11 protein-coding genes and 1 CRISPR repeat array (1 of these 12 only partly in view) are annotated in these 23,268 nt (G+C 46.4%); all 11 genes read right to left on the reverse strand.

The features are described from left to right. A CRISPR array of direct repeats spans positions 1-1,683; the repeat unit is 33 nt; unit sequence ATTTCAATCCACACCCTCCTCGCGGAGAGTGAC (it extends 2,047 nt beyond the left edge of the window). Between the two features lie 291 nt (positions 1,684-1,974). After that, positions 1,975-9,528, reverse strand: a complete 7,554-nt coding sequence (locus tag WMO65_RS21940; RefSeq protein ID WP_349064668.1) for an Ig-like domain-containing protein — start codon at positions 9,526-9,528, stop codon at positions 1,975-1,977. 142 nt (positions 9,529-9,670) lie between these two features. Further along, complete coding sequence (locus WMO65_RS21945; RefSeq protein WP_148393277.1) at positions 9,671-10,897, reverse strand: helix-turn-helix domain-containing protein; 1,227 nt, start codon at positions 10,895-10,897, stop codon at positions 9,671-9,673. A 131-nt stretch (positions 10,898-11,028) separates the two neighbouring features. Then, positions 11,029-13,653 (reverse strand): pyruvate, phosphate dikinase, encoded by a 2,625-nt coding sequence (gene ppdK, locus WMO65_RS21950; RefSeq protein WP_033139312.1) that lies wholly within the window; start codon positions 13,651-13,653, stop codon positions 11,029-11,031. Between the two features lie 216 nt (positions 13,654-13,869). Next, the gene (locus WMO65_RS21955) at positions 13,870-14,787 is read right to left on the reverse strand and encodes an aldo/keto reductase (protein ID WP_033139311.1); all 918 of its coding nucleotides are present in this window, start codon (positions 14,785-14,787) and stop codon (positions 13,870-13,872) included. A gap of 80 nt (positions 14,788-14,867) precedes the next feature. Continuing rightward, the gene (locus WMO65_RS21960) at positions 14,868-16,220 is read right to left on the reverse strand and encodes a Sapep family Mn(2+)-dependent dipeptidase (RefSeq protein ID WP_148393330.1); all 1,353 of its coding nucleotides are present in this window, start codon (positions 16,218-16,220) and stop codon (positions 14,868-14,870) included. Between the two features lie 19 nt (positions 16,221-16,239). Then, on the reverse strand, positions 16,240-17,535 hold the full coding sequence (locus WMO65_RS21965) for an L-cysteine desulfidase family protein (RefSeq protein WP_148393278.1): 1,296 nt from the start codon (positions 17,533-17,535) through the stop codon (positions 16,240-16,242). Positions 17,536-17,548: 13 nt separating this feature from the next. Further along, a complete protein-coding gene (locus WMO65_RS21970) occupies positions 17,549-19,048 on the reverse strand; it encodes a response regulator transcription factor (protein WP_148393279.1) in 1,500 nt (499 codons plus the stop codon). 62 nt (positions 19,049-19,110) lie between these two features. After that, the gene (locus tag WMO65_RS21975) at positions 19,111-19,950 is read right to left on the reverse strand and encodes a carbohydrate ABC transporter permease (protein ID WP_033139308.1); all 840 of its coding nucleotides are present in this window, start codon (positions 19,948-19,950) and stop codon (positions 19,111-19,113) included. After that, positions 19,947-20,834 carry a carbohydrate ABC transporter permease gene (locus tag WMO65_RS21980; protein WP_033139307.1) on the reverse strand — a complete coding sequence of 296 codons (888 nt, stop codon included), beginning with the start codon at positions 20,832-20,834 and terminating at the stop codon, positions 19,947-19,949. Before WMO65_RS21980 ends, WMO65_RS21975 begins: the two co-directional genes overlap by 4 nt. Positions 20,835-20,925: 91 nt before the next feature. Then, positions 20,926-22,242 carry an ABC transporter substrate-binding protein gene (locus tag WMO65_RS21985; protein ID WP_033139306.1) on the reverse strand — a complete coding sequence of 439 codons (1,317 nt, stop codon included), beginning with the start codon at positions 22,240-22,242 and terminating at the stop codon, positions 20,926-20,928. 2 nt (positions 22,243-22,244) lie between these two features. Next, entirely contained in the window at positions 22,245-23,201 is a 957-nt protein-coding gene (locus tag WMO65_RS21990) for a uroporphyrinogen decarboxylase family protein (protein ID WP_054353449.1), read from the reverse strand. Between the last annotated feature and the right edge of the window lie 67 nt (positions 23,202-23,268).

The following is a 23,268-nucleotide window of genomic DNA, read 5'->3' on the forward strand; positions in this document are numbered from 1 at the left end:
GCGCTGGGTCCTCTTCGGCATCAATCGGCACATAGATTTCAATCCACACCCTCCTCGCGGAGAGTGACTGCCCTTTAGGCTATGTCTTCTCTCGGCAGTCCTGATTTCAATCCACACCCTCCTCGCGGAGAGTGACTTTCATACTATCCTCAACAGCATCCTGTATACCCAATTTCAATCCACACCCTCCTCGCGGAGAGTGACACTTAAAGCAGTCAAGTGGATATTCACAAGCATGATTTCAATCCACACCCTCCTCGCGGAGAGTGACGAAAGCAATTGTAAAACAGATGACACTGGAAGAATTTCAATCCACACCCTCCTCGCGGAGAGTGACCCGCAAAATGCTGGACAAATTCGTTCTGGCTCAGATTTCAATCCACACCCTCCTCGCGGAGAGTGACCGTCCCTGTCACGACTGAAAGATAAAGGTATCGGTATTTCAATCCACACCCTCCTCGCGGAGAGTGACCGGAAACGGATACCATTACGAGGCGCTGGAGGTAATTTCAATCCACACCCTCCTCGCGGAGAGTGACTGGTTTCCGTGATATCTCCAAGAAAAGCTCCGAGATTTCAATCCACACCCTCCTCGCGGAGAGTGACAAAAGCAGTCCCATGATCCAGAGTGAGATTTACATTTCAATCCACACCCTCCTCGCGGAGAGTGACCTCCCATCTGCACCGTACCGGTGGCTGTGTCCCGATTTCAATCCACACCCTCCTCGCGGAGAGTGACGGAAATCGATGGCAGCTCTCGCTCCCAGGTAGGAACCATTTCAATCCACACCCTCCTCGCGGAGAGTGACATGACAATGGATTCCACACCGGAAGAGACATACAGATTTCAATCCACACCCTCCTCGCGGAGAGTGACGCCAGCTTACCGCATGGATTGGCTCTGCCGAAGAATTTCAATCCACACCCTCCTCGCGGAGAGTGACCCATTGCCAGTGTGATCATATGTTTATTTATAGATTTCAATCCACACCCTCCTCGCGGAGAGTGACATTAGAAGCCATCAAAAAATCATTACCTGTAAAATTTCAATCCACACCCTCCTCGCGGAGAGTGACTGTCCTTTCCCCGCTGCCTCTCTGCAGCCTTCTTTATTTCAATCCACACCCTCCTCGCGGAGAGTGACCTTGCGACTGCGATGGAATGCTTCAGGTCGTCAGAAATTTCAATCCACACCCTCCTCGCGGAGAGTGACTATCCTCAATTAGGCATGGGTATCAAATATATTAAATTTCAATCCACACCCTCCTCGCGGAGAGTGACAGGCGCATACTGACCTCCAGGCGGTAGGCGTTCAATTTCAATCCACACCCTCCTCGCGGAGAGTGACGTGCCGTCTCCCTTCGGGTCACCGCCCTGGATCATATTTCAATCCACACCCTCCTCGCGGAGAGTGACGGCAAGATCGACCCGCTGATCGGTCTGAAGGAATTTCAATCCACACCCTCCTCGCGGAGAGTGACTCAGGGAGAGTTTCTGTGTATAGTTCCGGTATATATTTCAATCCACACCCTCCTCGCGGAGAGTGACTCACGGAAAAGGTCTATATCACTGATCAGGAGAATTTCAATCCACACCCTCCTCGCGGAGAGTGACAGCAGGGAATCCACGGTATACTCTGTCCCTTTAATAATTTCAATCCACACCCTCCTCGCGGAGAGTGACAGCAAAATCTCCCAAAATACCAACATCGTTTTAGAACATCTTGCACAAATATTACACATATATAATTCCTTATTTTTTATTTTAACATAATTATCCTCCTTTTTCCATAAAAATATAGGTGCGAATCTCCCTGGAATTTTATGTTCACTTGGGATTCGCACCTATTGAAATTATATTTTCTTTTTTAAAAAGGGTACTTTCTCCTTCCTGATTTCCCCCGGCCCCGGCAGATGAACTTTTGTCATCTTCCGGGGGATAAAAGAACTGCGTTTTATGCTGTTCTGTTTTTGATTATGACCTTTTTCTTTTTCTCAAGATACTGAGTGTGCAGGCAAATATAGCGATCAGTGCAACGGCGCCCAAACCTGCAAACATGCCGATTGGTGTCTCATCCCCTGTTTTTGCAGAAGAGGTACCTTTCTGGCTTCCACCGCCGGATGGTCTGCTTGGATTTTTGCCTTTGTCTTTATTGTTGTCAGTCGGCGGTTGGGGTTTTGGATTTGGTCCGGCTGTAACTTTTTCAAGCTGGTCCATTGCTGCCTGCAAAGCTGCCGTGGCTGCATCAATCTGTTCCTGTGTTGCGGTTTCACTTTCATAGATATTTGCCGCATCATCAAAGGCTTTCTGGAATTTTTTCCATGTTGTTCCTGTATAGTCATCTTTTTTCAGCTGTGAAGCTTCATCTATCAGGGCTTTTAATGCGGATTTATCTGTCTCTTCCTCTGTCTTTGCAGGATGTTTTTTAAGCTCTGCCATGGCTTCTGCCAGTGCAGTAATCTCTTTATTTACATCCTTCTGAGATGCATCTTTGTTATCATAAACAGCTTTTGCCTTGTTAAGTGATTCTTCAAAAGCCTTCCATGCTTCCTCTGTATAATCTTCTTTGTTCAGCTGTTCTGCCTGCTCGATCACTGCCTGCAGTCCGCCTTTATCCACTACGGTAACTTCCACCGGAGTAAGGCCATTATACGCCTCAGACAATGCCAGATCTGCTGTGTCTATTTCTTCCTCTGTAAGTCCTGGTTTATTCTGAAGTGCTTTTGCTGCTGCAAGAGCATTTTCATATATTGTCCAGCTTTCCTCTGTGTAACTTTCTGCAGAAGAAACATGGGATTCATAGCCTTCTATCATAACGGCAAGTTTCTCTTCCAGTGTTACAAGTTCAGCCTGAGCCTGGGTCAGTGCTGTCACTGCATTGTCAACATCGAGCTGTGTTGCCAGTTCACTGTCACGTACATCGATTGCATTTGTAAGTACATCTGCATATAATGCCCAGGATTTTGCTGTATACAATCCTGCCTCTTCTTCTGAAGGCGCATTTTCAATTGCCTCCGTAAGAACTGTTTTATCTACAACATGTTCAGGTTTTTGTTCCAAAGCATTTTTTGCCGCCTCAAGTGCAGCGATTGCATCGTTTACAGCCTGCTCATCATTTGAGCCTATCAATGCCTGCGCAGCTTCCAATGCTGCCGCATAATCAGCCCAGCTCTCTTCCGTATAACTGTCTTTACTGCTCTCCGGAACTGTATTTGCGGCAATGCCTTTTTCCAGAACGGACTGGATCGTAACTAATTTTTCCTTGCCTGCGTAAAATGCTGCGCGCAGTGCTTCCACTGCTGCATCAATTTCATCTTTTAATGCAGCCTTATTGTCTGCCACTGTCTGGGCTTCTGCTCTGGCAGATTCTACTGCAGACAGATATTCTGCCCAGGACGCAGATGTATAAATGGAATTATCCATGGCATCTACTTCAGCGATAAGGTTATTCAGCGCATCTTTATTTGCAGTGCTTTCCAAATCTTCCAGGGCTTTTGCAAGAGCCTTTGTCACCTCATCAATGGCTTTCTGGTCAGCTTCTTCATTTCCGGAAGCTATTCTTGCTTCTTCCAAAATAATGGACAGCGCTTCCCAGGTTTCCTCTGAATAATTGTCCTTTTTCAATGCATCTGCGGCAGTGATCAGAGTATTCAATTTGTCTTTATTGACAGCAGCATCATTATGAGTTACACCAATCCAGCTGATTACAGGATCCGGATTTCCGGTCTTACTGATTGTAACTGTGACCTTTCCTTTGGTTTCTTCTGTCACTTCAAATGTCTGATTTACCTGAAGGTCTGTGCTCGTGTTATAAACGGTAAATGCTTTTTCTGCCAATAAATTATCGCCGGAAGTAATCGTCATTTTTGAAGGTCTACCTGTATTCCACCATTCCTGGAAACCGGCCGATACGGTATAGGTACCCGGTTCCAGATCAAAGGCATATACGATATCTTTTCCGCTTGCGGCCCACCATCCATTAGACAGGTAGGTATCACCAGCATGATGTCCCAGATCAAATTTATCTTTGTCAACTAAATTTGTAACACCGACATATCCGGCGCCGTTTTCTTCCGTATAGGCTTCGTCCGGTACTGCATTTTTCAGTCTTCCCAACAGATTTGCATTGACAGTGTCATAGTATTCTGATGTATCTGCTCCACTGTCGAAGAAGTAGATCAACTTGGGATTTACAATGCTGATCTCGTGTGTAAACTCTCTGTTTCCATCAGTCAAAATTCCTGTCACTGCGGCAACACCCAGTTTGTTTTCATCAAGACTGCCGATATCCCATGTCACTTCTTTCTCAACGGAACCACTTCCGAAGTCTACCATAACAGTACCCGGCAGAACGTCTGCAATCTCGGATACGGAACTGACAACTGTCGGAAGTTCACTGGTCACTTCAAAGCTTGCCTTATTCTCCAGTTCGTCCAGTGTCCAGTCTGCATAATTTTTCAGCTGAATCTGATTGCCCGGAAGGAATTCTACCGGCAGCCATACATATCTGGAATCACTTAAATCCCCGCCGGAATCCGGATTGAACCAGCGGTCACCCATGTAAATAAATTTGCCGTTTGCTGCATCCACAGGGAATACACAGGTGCTCTGCGTATCAAAGGTAGTACCTTTTGTATCGCCAACGCAGGGATCTCCCATAACGGTCCACGGTCCAAGAGGATGATCCGCTACTGCATACTGTGCTTTATTCGGACTCCATCCTGTACAGCCGGAGTTGATGATATAATATTTGTCTTTGTACTTAAACATAGCCGGAGCTTCCCTGGAAGCATCGATAAAGTTTCTTGTATAATCCGATGCTGTCAGTTCCTCTCCCTCTTTGCCTGTTCCTTCCACTGCATCCGCAGGGTCTGTGATCAGTCCTGTGTAATCTGCGTTTAATTTTGCGATATAAGTTGTCAGGTTTCCATCAGAAGAATAGATCACATACGCCTGTCCGTCATCGTCTTTGAACAGATTCATATCACGCACGGCTCCGCCCACATTATCCCAACTGTGGTTTGCATCCGCGCTGTCATGCAGTTTGTATGTACCTAAAAGCTTAAATGGACCTGTCGGGCTGTCGCTGATGGCAACACCAGCTCTTGCTTTGCCGTAGTCTGCTGTGTTGGTCGGTGTACGTCCGTCTGCATGGAACCACATGACATATTTTCCTGTTGCGTCATTGTACAGAACTTTCGGACGCTCAATAACGGTTCTGTCCTCAGCCAGATTCCAGTAAACCTCTTCCAGTTTGCTGCTGTAATTCTCTGTATCATCTGGTGCCTGGTCTTTATAATCTCCGTACAGGCTGCTGAAATATTCGTCTGTCTCAAAGATAGAAAGATCGGCCTCATAGCCCTCTTCCTGGTCTTTGCCGTAATCCTCTTCGGATACCGGAATACTCTTGAGAACGGCACCTTCATCTGTCCAGTTATACAAATCTGTAGAGGTATACAGATGAACACCTACTACCGGACGGTATCCATTTGTCTTATCTTCGCCGTACCAGTAATATTTGGTTTCTCCATCGATGGTGAACTGCTGAATCTGTCCGCCGTGTGCCTGTATTTTATTACCGTTGTTGTCAAAAAGCTGTGCTCCGTTCGTTCCTGTGATAGAGCTGTAGGTGAATACTTCTTTCAGCGCATTATATGCTTCTTCCAGTGCATTCAGCGCATTTTTAATGGCTTTCTGGTCTGTTGACTGCTCTTCGATCAATTTTCTTGCCTCTGTCACAGCAAGATCAAAGTCTTTTTTTGTCGCGTCAGAATAGCTGTGTCCATCCATTGATGCCTCATAGGAATTGATCTTAGCCTCAAGGCCCTCCACCGTATAAGCTGCAACTGCCTCTACCATAAGATAACTGAGAACCGGGTCTCCGTACTGGTTCGTACGTTTTGGGCTGTGAACCATCACATTCAGTTCTCCGTCATGAACCTCAACTTTATAGGATTTCTCAACTAACTGGCCTTTTGTGAGTTTCAGATCGCTCTCAACAGTTTCTCCTTCCAGCTTAATATCCACATTTCTGGTATCCCACGGATTTTTGAAACCGGCTGTTACAACATAATCATTATTGGATCTCTGAGGAACTTCAAATTTATATTTGAATCCACTGACATCTTTGATAAACGTTACGCCTGTGTCGGCCATATAGATATAACTGCTTGTGATATCCGCTGCACCGCTGCCGCCTTTAACGATCTTTGAATTTTCATCATTCGGCTCATATCCCCAGCTTAAGCCTGTTTCCGCATCTGCACTGTATTCCTGGTCAACATTTGACTGATATAAACCACGTCTGTAACCATCCGGAACGACAGAGGCATCAGAGGTTCCGCAGTTTACAAGATAGAGAACATAATCATTGGCTGCGATCTGTTCTTCCGTATAGCCTTCTCCTAATCCTGTAATGGCATCCTGAATTGCCGCTGCGCCTTCTTGGATCTGGTCCTGTGTTGTTGCAGATTTCAGCATCAGCTCTCTGCCTGCTGCTACTGCTGCATCCAGAACTGCCAGCTTTGCTGCCGGGTACTGGGCTCTGTCCACTTCACCCGCTGCTGTTATGGCATCCTGCAGTTCACTTAAATCCAGAACCTTTTGAATCTGGATGAAGGAAAGTACAGGATCGTTATTTTTCTGCTTTGCCACACAGAATGTTACATCCCCGGCATTTTCAATTGTAATATCTTGTGAGTATGTGTTCCACGGGTTGTTTCCATTCCAAGTGTTGGTTTTTCCAATCTCTACAGTTTTTCCGTCCTGTTCTGCAGTAATAACCATTTCTCGCTGCTGATTCCACCACTCCTTAAAGCCAAAATTAACTTTGTAATTACCCGCTTCCAGCGGAATGGTATACTTAATTACCTGATCTTTATTCGCATACCAACCTGTATCATATTCATCCGTCACCGTTCCGTTATACTTACCATATTCATCCAGGTATCCCCATGAACCTTCTGTATACGCCTGATCTGCTGTTTCATTTAAAAGATCTGCATACTGGTCCATAGCTGCGTATTTTGGAGATTCCGGGCTGTTACAGTCAATGAAATAAATCATGTTTGGTGCCACAACCTGTACGTTAGCGGTTGCTGTCATTGTGGTGCCTTCCACGGTACCTGTAACTTTTGTATCTTTTGTCAGGTCAACGCCTTCCAGATCCCATGTAACTTTTTTCTCCAGCGTATTGTTTTTGTTTGTAACCACTTCTACCGTATCCGGCAGTTCTGCTGCAACGCCTTCCACAGTATATACATTTACATCATCAATCCTGACGATTTCTTCTGTACTGCTGTCATAAGTCACACCGTCCACAATATAAGTTGTGATGGAATTTGCCTTCAGTACTGCAGTAATACTCTTCTTTGCAGTGTCTGCCGCAATGGTATCTTCTGAAGACACATCAGCCCAGTTTTCACCGTCTTTTAATGTTCCGCTTGTACGTATAGCAGTCACATTGTCGCCCATGGTACTGAAGCTGGACAGATCAAATTTCCATGTTTTGTCCTCTCCTGCTGTGTTCACTGCCACAACGACAACTTTTCCGCTTTCCGGATCATATGCTGCCAGTGTGTCATCGCTGGAACCGATAATTGTATATCCGGGACGAATATATCTGGATAACTGGCCATATGCATAATATTTCTTTGTAAGCAGTATTTCCTGATTGTCATGATCGCCGATGGCGATTCCCCAGTATCCGCTGTTCATGTTAACACGGTTATAGAGCTCTTCCAGACTGGCATAATCCGCATCGCTGCTTGTTTTTATCTCTTTATCCACATGCATATCAATGGCATTCCATAAAATCCATGCATTTGCTTTCAGTTCGTTTACATCTGTCATCATTTGTTTTGCCAGACCAAGGGCGGCGCTCATCTCTCCTGCATCTGTTCCTGCAGTATAGGCACCGTCAACCTCTGACATCCACAGATTCTTGTTTTCCTTCTCTGCCAGTTCTTTCAGCTCAGCACGTCTGGAACCGCCGTATGTATGTGTGTCGATTCTCTGGATGATTCCTTTTGCTTCATCAGAAAGAGCATTGTAGGAGGTAATGGCCGTATCAATACTTGTCTCATCTGTGCCGCAGATTATGATATTGATTTCCCGCTTCTTCAGCTCTTCATTCAGCATCTCAATAATCTTTGACTGGGATTCTCCCTGGTCAAAATGGCAGCCTTCCTGCTTATTGCTGTAAGCTCCCCAGTAACTTGTATACGGCTCATTCATAGGTGTTGTGCTCTGAAAGGTGATAACACCCTCCTTGTTCCAGTGCTCGATCACATCAGCCATATAGACTGCAAATGCACGATAAGAGTCAGTCCTTAGATTATCCTTATTGGAATCTACTGCCCCTGAACTGCATCCGCTGTTTGTCATAAAATACGGCGGGGAATTGGAAAATGCCTCGGCTATGAAGTCTTCACCGCTGGCCTCAGCTGCTGCTTTCAAAATATTGATCTGATTTTCATCTGCTTTCCAGTTATAATTCCAGGCATAGCCGCAGCTTGCGTCGGCTCTGTCGTAATTCTCTTCATACCATGCAAGCTCATGTTCACTTTCATTTATCTTTGTTACATCCGTTGCATATCCCGGAATTGCGGAATCAGAACGGGTGATATGCTCACTGTGAAGGAATTCTTCCCCTTCCGGCAGTTTGCCCTCCTCACCGGATTTGATGACTGCCATTTTTACAAAATCAAGTGTCCAGTCACTTTTACCGGCGATATTAATCGTATTGTCTCCTGCATTCAGCGCAACATCGGAGATTGTTACAAGAAACAGCATATTATTATTGCCTGAAGCAATGATATGACTGTTAATGGTATCTGCATCGACCAGATAATCCTTTTCATCGTTAACACGTATTGCTACATCACGCTTATTGCTTCCGGTAAGAGTAAGAAGCAGTTTAACCGTATAATTTCCTGTTTCCTCGGCTTTAACGGTATAACGCAGATTGTCACCATCGCCTGGCTCGTCATCCAGTTTGTTTATCCAGCCAATCGACTGAAAGCTACCAACCTCACTGCCTTTTGTAATACCGAAGTCCGCGTCAGATACTGTGTATTTCAGGCTTTTCATTGCTGTATTTGTTCCGACAGTCATTTTTTTGCCTTTGTACTCTGGTTTGCGTCCTTCTGTCTCCAGGTCGTAAAATTCTGCTTTTTCGTTTACCGGCACTTTTGTCGGCTCTCCTACCAGATCACCACCGCCCACATTGTAACGGCCAATGTTCATATCCAGGCCCTCATCACTGAAGAAAACCCTTGCCGCTTCCTCTGTCATCTTATCACTGTAGCCAAGGCGGTTTGCCCACCAGCAAAGTGATGTACCCCATCCCTCAAATTCACCAAGTCCATCCTCATTGGTGTCATGAAAGGTAGATGCCAGGCCCGGCTGAAGCTTGATCACTCTGTCCGCGTCCGCTGCAGAGACCAGTTGAAGTCCGCCTAACGGTATGGATGTCAGGCAAAGTGCTGCGGTAGTGGCTGCAGCAATCCCTCTTTTAAAACTTCTCATTCTCTTTCCTCCTTTTTTCTTTTTGGTACACCCAGATATTTCCCGGGCTGCATGTCCTGCCGGTCATGCTGCCTACCATTTCTAATTATAAATAAAAAAACGGCTAAAATATATCACATATCTTAGCCAAAAGTCACATATCTTATTTCATTTTCCATTTTTTCCTATTTCCGAATTTCCTTCTGTACTCATTGGGATTCATACCCACCACCTGCTGAAATGCCCTGGCAAAATGGCTTTGGGAGCAGAATCCAAGATAAAAGGCAATTTCCTGTATCCGGTAATCCGAATACTTTAAAAGATTTTCTCCCCTCCGCACTTTCTCTCTGCGGATGTAATTGGTGATGGTGATCTTTTCCTGAGAGCTGAAAAGATGGGACAGATAGTCTGCATTGATATCCATATGTTCCGCAATGTCGGCTACCTGAATGGGATCATGCAGATGACTGAATATGTAATCCTTTACCTGTCCGATCAGAGGATTTGTCTTTGTCTTCTGCTTCTCTCCTCCCTGTGTGTTCTCTTCAACCACAAGCCTAGCATAGACAAACTGCGCCTCGCGCTTAAATGCCTCCACCTCAGGAACATTATCAATCTCCTCCACCTGCTGAATGAGGCTGTCCGCCAGGGAAAAGGATTTTTCCACGCTGATCCCTCCCCGGATGGCGGCTCTTGATGCCAGCGTGATATTGCCAACCGCCACATTTTTATGGGAACGGAGCGGATCTTTTGCAAGGACTCCGATTTCTCCCTCATAAGTCTCTGATATACTCTTTGTCAGAGCCTGGATATCACCCTTTTCAATGCTGTCCAGTTCCCGCAGTTCCTGCTCATAAGGGTTATGCAGACCCGCGCTTTCCTGCCGTTCAAAAATATCCCGGGAGATGCGGTTCTGTAAATTCATGGTGGCTGTATAATTTTGCTGGTTTCTTTTCCACAGCCGGGCCGCCGACAGCTCTTCACCGGTGAGATGCCAGTGCAGAAGCAGAACTCCGGAAACGAACTTGTCCAGAGGACAGACAGGAGGTATGTAACCGCTCTTCCTTCCCAGGTTATAGTATCTGCGGATTTGAATGAGAATTTCCTGGCTCAGAGGACCGATCGTTACCGGACCGGCTATGATTACCGCTCCCTTTGACAGCCCTTGGGCAAATATTGCATAGACCAGGCTGCTCTCCGTGAAAATAACCGGATGCTGTTCACTTTTTTGGGAAAATACTTTCTCCACAAATTCCGGATTTTTCTCGAAAATCAAAGTTTCTATGTCCCTGGCACCGAATTTCTGTATAATTTCTTTATCTGTACTAAATAAATGAAACGGAGTATGGATCAGATTTACCATATGCTCTAAAAAGTATGGCTGCAGCATTTTATAGTCCTGCCTTTCGTGATTCCTGTTCTCTTACTGACATGAAATAACTCCCCCGCATTTTCATACGGGGGAGCCTCTGCTTGGACACAATACGCTTTCGCGTACATTTATTCTATTGGCAAAATAGATTATTTATTATTCAGCGCTGCCTGTGCTGCTGCAAGTCTTGCGATTGGCACACGGAACGGTGAGCAGGAAACGTAGTTCAGACCCACTTTATGGCAGAACTCTACGGAAGACGGATCTCCGCCGTGCTCGCCGCAGATACCCATTTTCAGAGTCGGGTTTGTCTTACGTCCTTTTTCTGCAGCCATCTGTACTAACTGGCCTACACCTGTCTGATCCAGTTTTGCAAATGGGTCAGATTCGTAAATCTTGTTGCTGTAGTAGGAACCTAAGAACTTACCAGCGTCATCACGGGAGAAACCGAATGTCATCTGAGTTAAGTCGTTGGTACCGAAGGAGAAGAATTCTGCTTCCTCAGCAATCTCATCTGCTGTCAGAGCTGCACGAGGAATCTCGATCATGGTTCCTACATGGTAGTTGATGTATTCGCCTTTCTCTTTCATAACTTCCTCTGCTGTTGCAACAACAACATCTTTCACGAATTTCAGCTCTTTCTTCTCGCCTACTAATGGAATCATGATCTCCGGAACGATATCATATCCCATCTCTTCTTTTACTTCGATAGCAGCTTCGATCACGGCTCTTGTCTGCATCTTGGCAATTTCCGGATAGGTAACAGCCAGACGGCATCCACGATGACCCATCATTGGGTTGAACTCGTGCAGTTCATCACACTTAGCCTGTACTTCTTCTGCTGTCAGACCCATATCGTCAGCCAGTGCTTTAATGTCTTCCGGATCTGTCGGAACGAACTCATGAAGCGGCGGATCTAAGTAACGAACAGTCATCGGGCGTCCTCTCAGAGCTTTGTACATAGCCTTGAAGTCTGCTTTCTGGAAAGGAATCAGCTCATTCAGGGCTGCTTCTCTTGCTTCTACATTGTCAGACAGGATCATCTTACGAATCTTCGGAATACGATCCGGCTCAAAGAACATATGCTCTGTACGGCAAAGTCCGATACCTTCTGCACCCAGTTTTACAGCATTTTCTGTATCAACCGGTGTATCTGCATTGGTACGAACCTGCAGTTTACGGAACTGGTCAGCCCATCTCATGATGCGGCCGAAGTTTCCGCCTACAGAAGCTTCCTCTGTCTGGATATCACCTTTATAGATTTTACCGGATGTTCCATCCAGGGAGATGTAATCTCCTTCTTTGAATGTATATCCGCCTAATGTAAACCATTTCTCTTCTTCGTTGATCTTGATCTCTCCACAACCGGATACACAGCATGTTCCCATACCACGTGCAACTACGGCTGCGTGAGAAGTCATACCACCACGTACAGTCAGGATACCCTGAGCAGCGTGCATACCCTCGATATCTTCCGGAGATGTCTCCAGACGAACCAGGATAACTCTTTCGCCAGCTTCGTGAGCAGCTTTTGCTTCGTCAGCTGTGAAGTAAACTTTACCTGCTGCAGCACCAGGAGATGCCGGCAGAGCGGAACCGATCACTTCGCCTGCTTTTAATGCATCTGCATTAAAGGTAGGATGCAGTAACTGATCCAGGGATTTTGCTTCAATACGGCAAACTGCCTCTTCCGGTGTGATCATGCCTTCGTCTACCAGGTCGCAGGCAATCTGGATAGCTGCCGGAGCAGTTCTCTTACCGTTACGTGTCTGCAGGAAGTACAGTTTTCCTTCCTGAATTGTGAATTCCATATCCTGCATATCGCGGTAATGGTTTTCCAGTTTCATAGCCAGTTCCATGAACTGTTTGTAGCATTTCGGCAGGTCTTCTGCCAGTTTGCTGATTGGCTGCGGTGTACGAACACCGGCAACAACGTCTTCACCCTGAGCGTTGATCAGGTATTCACCATAGATACCTTTTTCACCTGTGGATGGGTTACGTGTAAACGCAACACCTGTACCGGATGTCTCGCCCATGTTACCGAATACCATTGCCTGTACGTTAACGGCTGTTCCCCAGTCTCCCGGGATGTCGTTCATACGGCGGTATACAATAGCACGCGGGTTGTCCCAGGAACGGAATACAGCTTTTACTGCTCCCAGTAACTGCTCCTTCGGATCCTGCGGGAATTCTTCACCATTCATCTCCTCAGAGTAGATAGCTTTGAATCTCTGCACCAGCTCTTTTAAATCATCTACAGTTAACTCTGTATCGTACTGAACGCCTTTTGCTTCTTTTACTTCATCAATGATTTTTTCAAAGAAAGATTTCGGCACTTCCATAACTACGTCAGAGTACATCTGGATAAAACGTCTGTAGGAATCATATGCGAATCTCGGGTTTCCGGTTTTTTTAGCAAAACCTTCCACTGCGATGTCGTTCAGACCCAGGTTCAGGATGGTATCCATCATACCAGGCATAGATGCTCTCGCACCAGAACGTACAGATACCAGTAACGGATCTTCATTATCTCCAAATTTCTTTCCCTGAATTTTTTCCAGTTCTGTCAGAGCCTCAAAAATCTGACCCTGGATTTCTTCAGAGATTTTTTTGCCATTGTCGTAATAGTTTGTACAAGCTTCAGTTGTTACAGTGAAGCCCTGCGGAATCGGCATACCTAAGTTGGTCATTTCTGCCAGGTTGGCACCTTTACCACCGAGCAGGTTTCTCATGTTGGCGTTTCCTTCACTAAATAAGTAAACCCATTTTGCCATTTTGAACATTCCTCCTAAAAGTAGTTGTATGACTTGTACAGAGAAGCGTATCCCCCTCTGCCGTATCACGCCGGCGGGCAAAGCCCGCACACAACCTATTTTAATCATTTTGGGAATATTAGTCAAGTAAGAATGGTAAAAATCATGAAAATTGGGGGTTTCCCATGTTTTTATGGGAAAAGCGGTCCGAAATTCGTCATTTCGGACTGTCTGTGCTTACGGAAGCTGTTTTCCGGCAGCCATATACAAAGCATACCACTCTTCTCTGGTGAGACGCACATCGGATGCCCGGCAGATTCCCTGTATACGCTCCCTGCTGGTACTGCCCACAATGGTCTGTATCCCGGCGGGATGACGAAGGATCCAGGCAACTGCAATGGCATTGCCGGTCACCTGATACTTCTCGGCAAGTTCGCCGATCAGACGGTTCAGTTCCGGATATTTATCACTGTTTAAAAAGACACCCTCAAACATTCCGTACTGGAAGGGTGACCACGCCTGAATGGTGATATCCTTCAGACGGCAGTATTCCAGCACACTGCCGTCCCTGTTGGCACCGGCATCATTGTGCACATTAACATTGATCCCGGAATCAATAATGTCACAATGGGCAATGCTGAACTGGAGCTGATCTATTAAAATCTTTTTGCCGCAGTAATGATTCAGAAGTTCAATCTGCATGGCATTCTGGTTGCTGACCCCAAAATAGCGCACTTTTCCCGCTCTTTCCAAAATGTCAAATGCCTCTGCCACCTCTTCCGGCTCCATGAGCGTATCGGGGCGGTGCAGCAGCAGGATATCAATATAATCCGTGTTAAGGCGGGCAAGGCTTTTGTCAACGGATTCCAAAATATGTTTTTTGGAAAAATCATAACAGATACCCGGGCGGATAGCACATTTGGTCTGAATGAAAATCTTCTCTCTCAGCCCCGCGTCTACAGCCTGACCAAAAATTCGTTCCGCCTCTCCCCCTGCATATATGTCTGCATGATCAAAAAAATTGATTCCGCAGTCCACAGCGGTATCAATAAGGCCTCTGACTTCCTTTACAGAAGGCAGGCCGGTGATCCTCATACAGCCCAGCCCTATTTCCGACGCGCTTATTTTTCCTTTTCCAATCTCTATTTTTTTCATTTTTCTTCCCCTTTCTCTGCTTTTATCCTCACCGGATATTTTTGTTTTCTTGTAACTATTCTGTCTGCGTGTTCTTTCCTTTACAGTTCATTTAAATTTTGTAAAGCTTTCACATAAATCCGCACTGCCGTTTTCAGACTGCTGAGTGACTGGGCCTCATCCGCACTGTGACAGCTTCCATGGCCTTTTGGCAGTCCTGCTTTTTCCCAGTCAGACTGAAGCCCCGGGCCAAATCCCACTGCATTCGGAATCTTTCTGGCATATGTCCCCCCGCCCATGACGTACGGCTTTTTTCCATCCTTTACGATTTCCTCGTAGGCATTGGTCAGACAGGTGACAAACGGCGTATTCTTGTCCACATAAGAAGGCGGATCATCCTTAAAACTGCGGATGGAAAACCCGTATTCTCCTGCAGTTCTTCCCAGTTGTTCAAGAATCTTCTCTGCTTTTGCAGTGATGGGATAGCGAATGTCCATATCAAGGACTGCCCTTTCTTCCTCCATTCTTACAACCGTACCGGATGCGGTAAGCGCACCGGAAAATTCATCTGCACAGTCTATGTTAAGTTCTCTTCCAAAACCGTCCGCACAGGCTTTATCCAGAAATTCCAGAACTGCTCTTTCCTTTTCTGAGAGTACAGATAAGTTCTTATCCTCACTGTATATCTTCTCTGCCAGAATCCCCAGGGCATTTTGGGCCCCCTGAGGAAATGCTGCGTGACCGGAAATCCCCTCAGCCCAAATTTCTTTTTTTCTTCCTCCTAAAAGCCGAAGCTCAGCCTTTGCATATGCCGGGATGCTGTTTACGGCGTTTCCGCCTGAGAGAATCATGTTTCCTTCCAGTTTTTCTGAGGCAAATTCCACCCTGCAGATTCCCTTTTCCCCATAACACACAGGAAAGGCACAGTCTGTCACAAAGGACATGTCCGGGGCTGGATTCTCATTTAAATATGAAACAACATCCTCCATATCTACCTCCTCCCTGCATCCCAATATCTGCAGAAATGTCACTCTGGGAACCATTCCCTTTTCCTTCAGATACCCCATTGCGTACATACAGGCCACCACCGGTCCCTTATTATCCTGCACACCTCTGCCTATGAGAATATCCCCTTCCCTGCTGCAGGAAAAGGGCGGATACAGCCATCCCGTCCCCTCCGGGACCACGTCCAGATGGCCCCAGATCCCGATCGTTTTTGTACCTGTTCCATATTGGATCACCGCACATTTATCTTCAAAAGAGCGGCAGGAAAAGCCCCATCTGCTTCCTATTTCCAATATCTTTAAAAGTACCTCCCGACAGGCCCTTCCGTAAGGTGCGCTGCCCTCTGACTCCCCGGAGATGCTGGGTATTTCCACCAGGGCGGCAATATCCTCCACCATGGCATTTTCTTTTTCTGAAAGCCACACTTCCAGCTCCCTGTCTGTTGCCATATTTCTCACAGTATCCTCCTTATGTCTTCTGCTTTTCCAGCATCAGATCAAGTATGATCCGGTTCGCATCCTTCATGCCTGAATTGCCCAGAATCCCCAGATTTTCCAACGTCTTTTCTGCATTGACATGGACGATTCCGTCATGGCTGTCCGCTCCGCTCCCATTCAGTGCCATGTTGGCTGCCCGCACGGCGGACTGGACTGCCGTAGCTATTTTAAGTGCACAGCCCGGCTTTGCCCCGTCACAGACAACACCGGAAATATCTGCCACCATACTGTTGATTGCCCAGGTCATCTGTGCATAAGTCCCGCCCAGCATAAAGACAATGCCGCAGGCCACACCCATGGCTGAGGAAATGGAACATCCGCACAGCACGGAGAGCCTTCCCAGATAATGCTTGGTATGTACTGTGAGCAGGATACTCAGGGCCAGCGCGCGCAGGATTTTCTCCTCCTCTATTCCCAGCTTCTCGCCAATCGCAGCAATTGGAATCGTAGCCGTAAGCCCCTGGTTGCCGCTGCCGGCTGCGCTCATCACAGGTTTTTCACAACCGGCCATTCTGGCATCCGCGGCAGCCGCTGTCATAGCTGCTGCATAATTGGCAGAGTCCTGTCCCACAAGTCCGTTTTCTGTGCCGTCCATGAGATTTTTTCCCACCTGAAGTCCATACTTATGGCTGATGCCTTCCAGGGCTATCTCCCGGTTGATCTGCATGACTTCTCTTAAAAATTCCAGCTCTTTAAAAACTGCATGTTCAGAAAATTCCAGAATTTCTTCCAGAGTAACCGTATATGGCTCCTCTGCTGTTTCTTCTGCCTTTCCTAATTTTCTCTCTTTCTGATAACAGACCCTGCCGTCTTTTTCCACATAAACTATGTTCTTATGTGTCTCTGCTGTAATAGCCTTTGCCATATGGCTGCCCGCCCGAACGGTTACTTCTATGTAAACTTTCTCCTCTGTAGAAGCCAGTTCTATCCTGACTTTTCCCTGTTCTGCCAGGGCTTTTGCCTGCCTTTTTTCCTCCGGGCCGATACCGCTTAAGATCATAAGTTCTTTTTCGGGGCAGGCCGACAATGCGCCCAATGCCACAGCAATATCAAGTCCCGTCATACCTATACCCGGAATTCCCACATTCATGGCATTCTTGAGTATATACTGGCTTGTCTTTACCGAGATTTCCTCCGGTGTCTCTCCCAGGCATGCTGCGGCACAGGCCGCAGTCAGCGCAGCCGCTGCAGGTTCGGTACATCCCAGTGCCGGCGCTATCTCCCGGTGCAGCAGACTCTGGTAAAACGCCCTTCTGCTCTCCTCCATCTTCTGTCCTCCATCAATTTCTGTCCTGGTTCTGACCCCTGTATTTCTTCGGAGTCATCCCTGTCTCCTGCTTAAATATCTGTATAAACCGGGAAGTATCATTATACCCCACCATAGATCCGATATCTGTGATAGAGTAAGTATCCTTCTCCAGAAATTCTCTTGCTTTTTCCACTCTAATCCGGCGGATATATGCAGAATAACTGATGCCTGTCTTCTCTGCGAAGAGATGGCTCAAATAAGCTGCATTCATAAAAAACACCTTTTCCGCCAGCATTTTGACCGAGATATCCATATAATAATTCTTCTGCGCATACGCTTTCATTCCAAGGATGATATCTTCCCCCTTGGAAGACTGGCCCTCCCCATTACAGGCACAGTATTCCTCCGCGGTCTCCAGGAGTCTCTGCTTCATATCTCCCATACTGGAAAAATCCATGAGACGCAGCCTTGGTATGGGTCTGCCTGCCGCCTGATGAATCAGCACAGCAGCCTGAGCCAGGAAGATTTCCAGACTGTCCACATGAATCCTCCCTCTTTCCTCCATATCACGGAAAATCTCATCTAACGCGGATTGTATCCTGTCCCTGCTCTTTCTCTCCAGAGAAATCTGCAGGAAATTCTTCTGTTCCTCTGTCATTTCATATTTTACTGCCTTTATATCAGTGATCACACTGTACTCCAACAGATGTTCATCACTGTAAATCCTGTTTTCCAACGCTGCAGTCGCCTGTGCAAGGGCATTTTTCAATTCCCCCGGCGCCTGATTTTCTGCGCTGATTCCCAGGTAACAGTCATACTTCTCTTCCAGAAGTTTCTGTATAATACGCTTCTGCCTAAAGCGGCTCTGTCCGTCTGCCCCCATAACGATCATCCATATGCCCTTCTCGAGCTCTATCAGACGAAAGGCAGTCCAGACCTCCTGCCCGTATATATTGTGGAGCCAGAGCATAAATTCCTCCCGCTCAGGATACCTTCTCCCTGAAAACCAGAGTACCAGAACCTGATATCTCCAGAAGACTTTACCGAACATCCGCTCTGCCAGCAAATCTTTTCCGGTTTCCTCTTCCTGTACACTCTGGGCTATAAATCTGGTCACCATATCCTTTCCCAAGAACATGGCCTGTTCTTTTTTTCTTGTGCTCTGCTGTCTGAATTTCATCAGAAATTCTTCCAGCTCCGCATCCTCTATTGGCTTCAGAAGATACCCCTCGGCTCCGAACTTTATGGCTGATTTGGCGTACTCAAAATCAGCATAAGCGCTGACCATGATCACCTTCGCCTCCGGGTCCTCTCTCTTTATCTCCCTGAGCAGTTCCAGGCCGTCCATCCTGGGCATACGGATATCTGTAAATACCAGATCAGGCTCTTCCTGCCTGAAAAGCGCCAGCCCCTGTTCCCCGTTCTGAGCCTCCAGGATCTGAAATTCCCGTCCGAAATCCAACTCCATTATCTGTTTTTTCATGGATTTTCTGGCATAAATCTCGTCCTCTGCAATCAGTATTTTCATCATCTGCGTATCCCCTCTTTCCGGCGGCTAAAAACATTCCTCCGGCTGCTGCCGTTAAAAAAAGTTTACCCTTTTACAGAACCGGCTGTCAAACCTTTTATAATGTGTTTTTGTCCCATACAGTAGACGATCAGCATAGGGAGCATAGACATAAGGTATGCCGTAAATGCCATGGTATAATTAAAAGAATATTCCGTCTTAAAATTATACTGGAATAAGGGAAGAGTCCAGATATCCTTGGAACGGTTTAAAATAAGCAGCGGAAGCATAAAGTCATTCCAAATCCACAGAAGATCCATAATCAAAAGTGTGGCAAGCATAGGTTTCACCAGGGGAATTACAATCCTGATATAAGTCTGGAAAACGTTACATCCATCCATATAAGCAGACTCCTCAATCTCAAAAGGCAGCCCTCTGATGTAGTTCACAAACAGGAATACTCCCTGTGTCAGACTGTAGGCGGCGTAGAGTAAGATCAGCCCCTGACGGTTCAGCATGTTCAGATTTGTCATGAGTTTTGTGACCGGAAGCATGATGACCTGAGAAGGAATGAAGAGTCCCATAAGCAGATAATAGTACACGCCTTTGTAGTATTTCCCGTTAAAATTCCTGGCAATAGCATAGGATACAGAGGGTACCAAAACCAGGATAAGCCCCACGGATACCGCAGAAATGATCAGCGAATTCTTCGCGAATACCCAGTAATTATTGTTTTGGAACAGCTCCTTAAAATTGTGCAGATTCAGTCCTGACGGCAGGGCAAAGAAATCTTTTCCTGCCTCCTCCAGTGTCTTAAAAGAGTTGATGACAACCAGATACAGAGGAAACAAAATGAGGAACAGCCCCATAAGGATCAATAGATTTCGCAGGATAATCCATCCCATACCTTCTTTTTCTAATTTCATTCGTGGACGCCTCCTTTACTGGTAAGCTTTAACTGTGTCAGGGAAAAGACAGCCACAACCAAAAAGAGCACACAGGCCTCTGCGTTTGCCATGGAAAACCGCATGTTCTTAAAGGCATCATTGTAAATAAGGATGCCAATTACCTCTGTAGACCGCACCGGACCTCCTCCTGTCAACGCAAATGGGAAGTCAAAGGAGGTAAATCCCTGTTTGATCATCAAAACCAGATTGACAGTCAGTGTGGGCACCAGATACGGAAATGTCACGAACCGGAACCGCTGAAAGGGTGTGGCCCCATCCATTTTTGCAGACTCATACTGCTCGTCAGGAATCTGCTGCAGACCCGCCACAAAGATCACCGTCGGAAGTGCCACAGCCTGCCAGATATGTACAAAAACCACTGCGGGGAGAGCTGTTTTTCCCGTCATGAGAAGGCTCTGTGAAAGCCATCCGATTCCAAGTGCCTGCCCTACCAGCGGAACCACTCTGTAAAAAAGCTGGTCCCAGATAAGGGCGATCGTGATTCCCCCGATCATGGCAGGGACAAAAAATACAGATTTTGTAAATGTTCTAAATTTTTTCAGTGAATTAAGTGATAAAGAAAGCGCCAGAGAAAGCGTTACCACTCCCGCCACCAAAAGAATACTGTAGCAGACCGTAGTTTTTAAGGAACCCCAGAAATTTGGATTTTTAAACAGGGATATATAATTCTTAAACCCTACAATATGAAACGTAGTGGACATCCCATCCCAGTCTGTAAAACTGTAGCGGACGCCATTTATCACGGAGTATACATAGAAGAAACTGTAAAGAGCCACCGGAATCAGTGTAAACCCAAAATATATCCATTTTCCGGAGCCCTTTTTCTTCCATTTTGTATCCATTTTGTCAACCCCCTTCTGTTTTTCATGATTTTAGTAATAAAACGGCAGGCCGATGCCGGCACTGCCGTTTCCTCTGCATATTCCGCCTTACTTATTCCGCAGATGTAATCGCAATGGATTCATCCATTTGCTTCAGATAATTGTCCACATTTTTCTCACTCCAGAAGCCCTGGGTCACATTGTAAAGGTCTGTCACCACATTATTGTCAATGGTGGATGCCATCCAGTCATGTACCTGTCCGTCGGAAATCAGTTCCAGCATTGGCTGTACTCCCTCATCCTTATGGACCACACCTGTGATACAGGAAGGCGCACCCTCAGCGTCGCAGAAAAGCTGTGCATTTTCCGGCTGTGCCAAAAACTCCAGAAATCTGTAGGCACCTGCCTTTTCCTCCTCGGATGCCTTGGCTGAAATACAGACTGCTGCGTCAATACCGGATAAAGTATTTGTAGTCTCTCTCGTGTCATTTGGAAGAGGGAAGACGCCCAGCTTCAAATCAGGATTGGCGATCATAATGGTACCGCGGGCATAAGAGCCTGTGATGCACATAGCATACTGTCCATTGGCAAAGTTCTCATAGCACTGCATATCCGAAAGGGCAAGGGCATCCTCATTGCTGTAATCCAGCAGGGTAAGCATCTTTTCCGCAACCTTCTGAAAGCCCTCGTCACCTTCAATCTTACCTTCCCCGGCAACTGTCTTCTCAATGGTCTCCACACCCTCCGGATCAAAGGCAACGGTGCAGCACTGGAAGGTATGGCCTACACGTCCCGGGTCTTTTCCGTGAAGTCCCAGTGGTGTTACTCCCTTTTCCTTTAATGTGTTGCATACACTGACGAACTCTTCCCATGTTTTCGGAATTTCCAAGTTGTTTTCCTTAAAGATCGTCATATTGTACCAAACCCCCATATAGTTTCGGCTGAAGGGAAGCGCATAGTATTTTCCATCCTCCTGCTTCGTCATATCCAGGGCTGACTGCTCCACATTTTTCAAAAATCCCTGTTCTGATAAATCCTGTACATATCCGTTAGCCACCTTCTGATGGAACTGAAGCTGTGTAGGGAAGTCTGTGAAAATCACAGGGATATCACCGGATGCAACACGGGAGGTTAATACTGTAGGTGCATCGGGTACTGTGTTCATCTCAATCTTGATATCCGGGTTCTGTTCATTGAATTTGTCTATGATATTCTGGTACCCTACCTGGGCTGCTTCCTCTGACTTCTGCTGGAAAAATTCAAGTGTCAGCACATCTTTGCCATCCTCTTTTCCTTCAGTCTTGTCCTGAGTGTCTTCCTTTTTGGTTTTCTCCTGGTCCTTACCTGGATCTTTCGCGCCGCTGCTGCAGCCTGCCAGGCTGGAAACAGCCATTGCTGTACACAATAAAACCGCTAATTTCTTCTTCATAATCACTCATCTCCTTTTCTGTATGTATGTGCTGCTTCCACGGCTTCCCTGATATAGTCAAGACGGATGCCTTCCCCCTGTATGGTACAGTCCGCACCTATCATAATGCCCTTTGTTCCGAAGTCTTCAAGCACTGCCTGTACTTCTTTTCGTATCTCTTCTTTCGGTCCTTTGAGAATATTTCCCTTGTTGTTCAGGCCGCCGAGAATAGCACATGAGAAGTTCTCTCTGCCCTTTTTAAGGCTGTATCCATTGTCTTTTACGGACCAGTTTACCAGGTCTGCCGGATAGTCATAAAACCAGTCCACATGTGTTTTGAACGCATATTCCGGCTCCCCGCAGATATGCAGAATATTATACTTATCCTTTTTTCTATCCGCTGCTTGTAAAATCTGTAAATCAAAGGGCCGTACCAGTTGTTCCCACTCTTCTTTCGTAAATCTCCCTTCCTCACCATACTGTGCGGAGTAATAAATACCGTCAGCTCCCGCATCCAGATATGCTTCTGCCCACGCTTCAAGCCCGTCTGCCAGTTTTTGAATGCCCGCTCTGACTGCCTCCGGTGCCTCCTTGCTGTACTTCATGAGTACATCATCCCCAAAGGCTATGGATGCCGCTTTGAAAGGCCCGAACATTGTCTGAAAAAGCAGCACATCATCGCCTGCCTGCTCTCTGATGCCCCGGATAACCTCTGTCATTTTTTTCAGTTCTTTACTGTCCGTTCCCTTGATACCGATGTGAAACCAGTCATCGGCGCAGTGTATCTCACCGGTTACCGGGTAAGCATAATCCTGCATGATCTTTATCACATCCATATCCGTTTCCCGATAGAGTTTTAAGTGTTCCCCGATCATTTCCTCCACGGTAAAATCCGGTTTGTAATGGAACCAGAAACCAGCCGGTATATAATCTGTCTCTTCCCGGTTCATAACTGCTTTTACACGCTGTGCCTTGTTCATTTTTCATTTCCCCCTTTTGTATTATATGAACTTATTATACTCAAGTGGGTGTCCGTAAAATAGGAGT

The sequence above is a fragment of the Blautia caccae genome (assembly GCF_040095955.1).
Classification (GTDB): Bacteria; Bacillota; Clostridia; order Lachnospirales; family Lachnospiraceae; genus Blautia; species Blautia celeris.

Coding starts and splice junctions, on each gene's coding strand:
- WMO65_RS21965 (WP_148393278.1), bottom strand. CDS start 17,535: ATGGAGGAGAGCAGAAGGGCGTTTTACCAGAGTCTGCTGCACCGGGAG.
- ppdK (WP_033139312.1), bottom strand. CDS start 13,653: ATGGCAAAATGGGTTTACTTATTTAGTGAAGGAAACGCCAACATGAGA.
- WMO65_RS21990 (WP_054353449.1), bottom strand. CDS start 23,201: ATGAACAAGGCACAGCGTGTAAAAGCAGTTATGAACCGGGAAGAGACA.
- WMO65_RS21985 (WP_033139306.1), bottom strand. CDS start 22,242: ATGAAGAAGAAATTAGCGGTTTTATTGTGTACAGCAATGGCTGTTTCC.
- WMO65_RS21955 (WP_033139311.1), bottom strand. CDS start 14,787: ATGAAAAAAATAGAGATTGGAAAAGGAAAAATAAGCGCGTCGGAAATA.
- WMO65_RS21970 (WP_148393279.1), bottom strand. CDS start 19,048: ATGATGAAAATACTGATTGCAGAGGACGAGATTTATGCCAGAAAATCC.
- WMO65_RS21975 (WP_033139308.1), bottom strand. CDS start 19,950: ATGAAATTAGAAAAAGAAGGTATGGGATGGATTATCCTGCGAAATCTA.
- WMO65_RS21940 (WP_349064668.1), bottom strand. CDS start 9,528: ATGAGAAGTTTTAAAAGAGGGATTGCTGCAGCCACTACCGCAGCACTT.
- WMO65_RS21980 (WP_033139307.1), bottom strand. CDS start 20,834: ATGGATACAAAATGGAAGAAAAAGGGCTCCGGAAAATGGATATATTTT.
- WMO65_RS21960 (WP_148393330.1), bottom strand. CDS start 16,220: ATGGCAACAGACAGGGAGCTGGAAGTGTGGCTTTCAGAAAAAGAAAAT.
- WMO65_RS21945 (WP_148393277.1), bottom strand. CDS start 10,897: ATGCTGCAGCCATACTTTTTAGAGCATATGGTAAATCTGATCCATACT.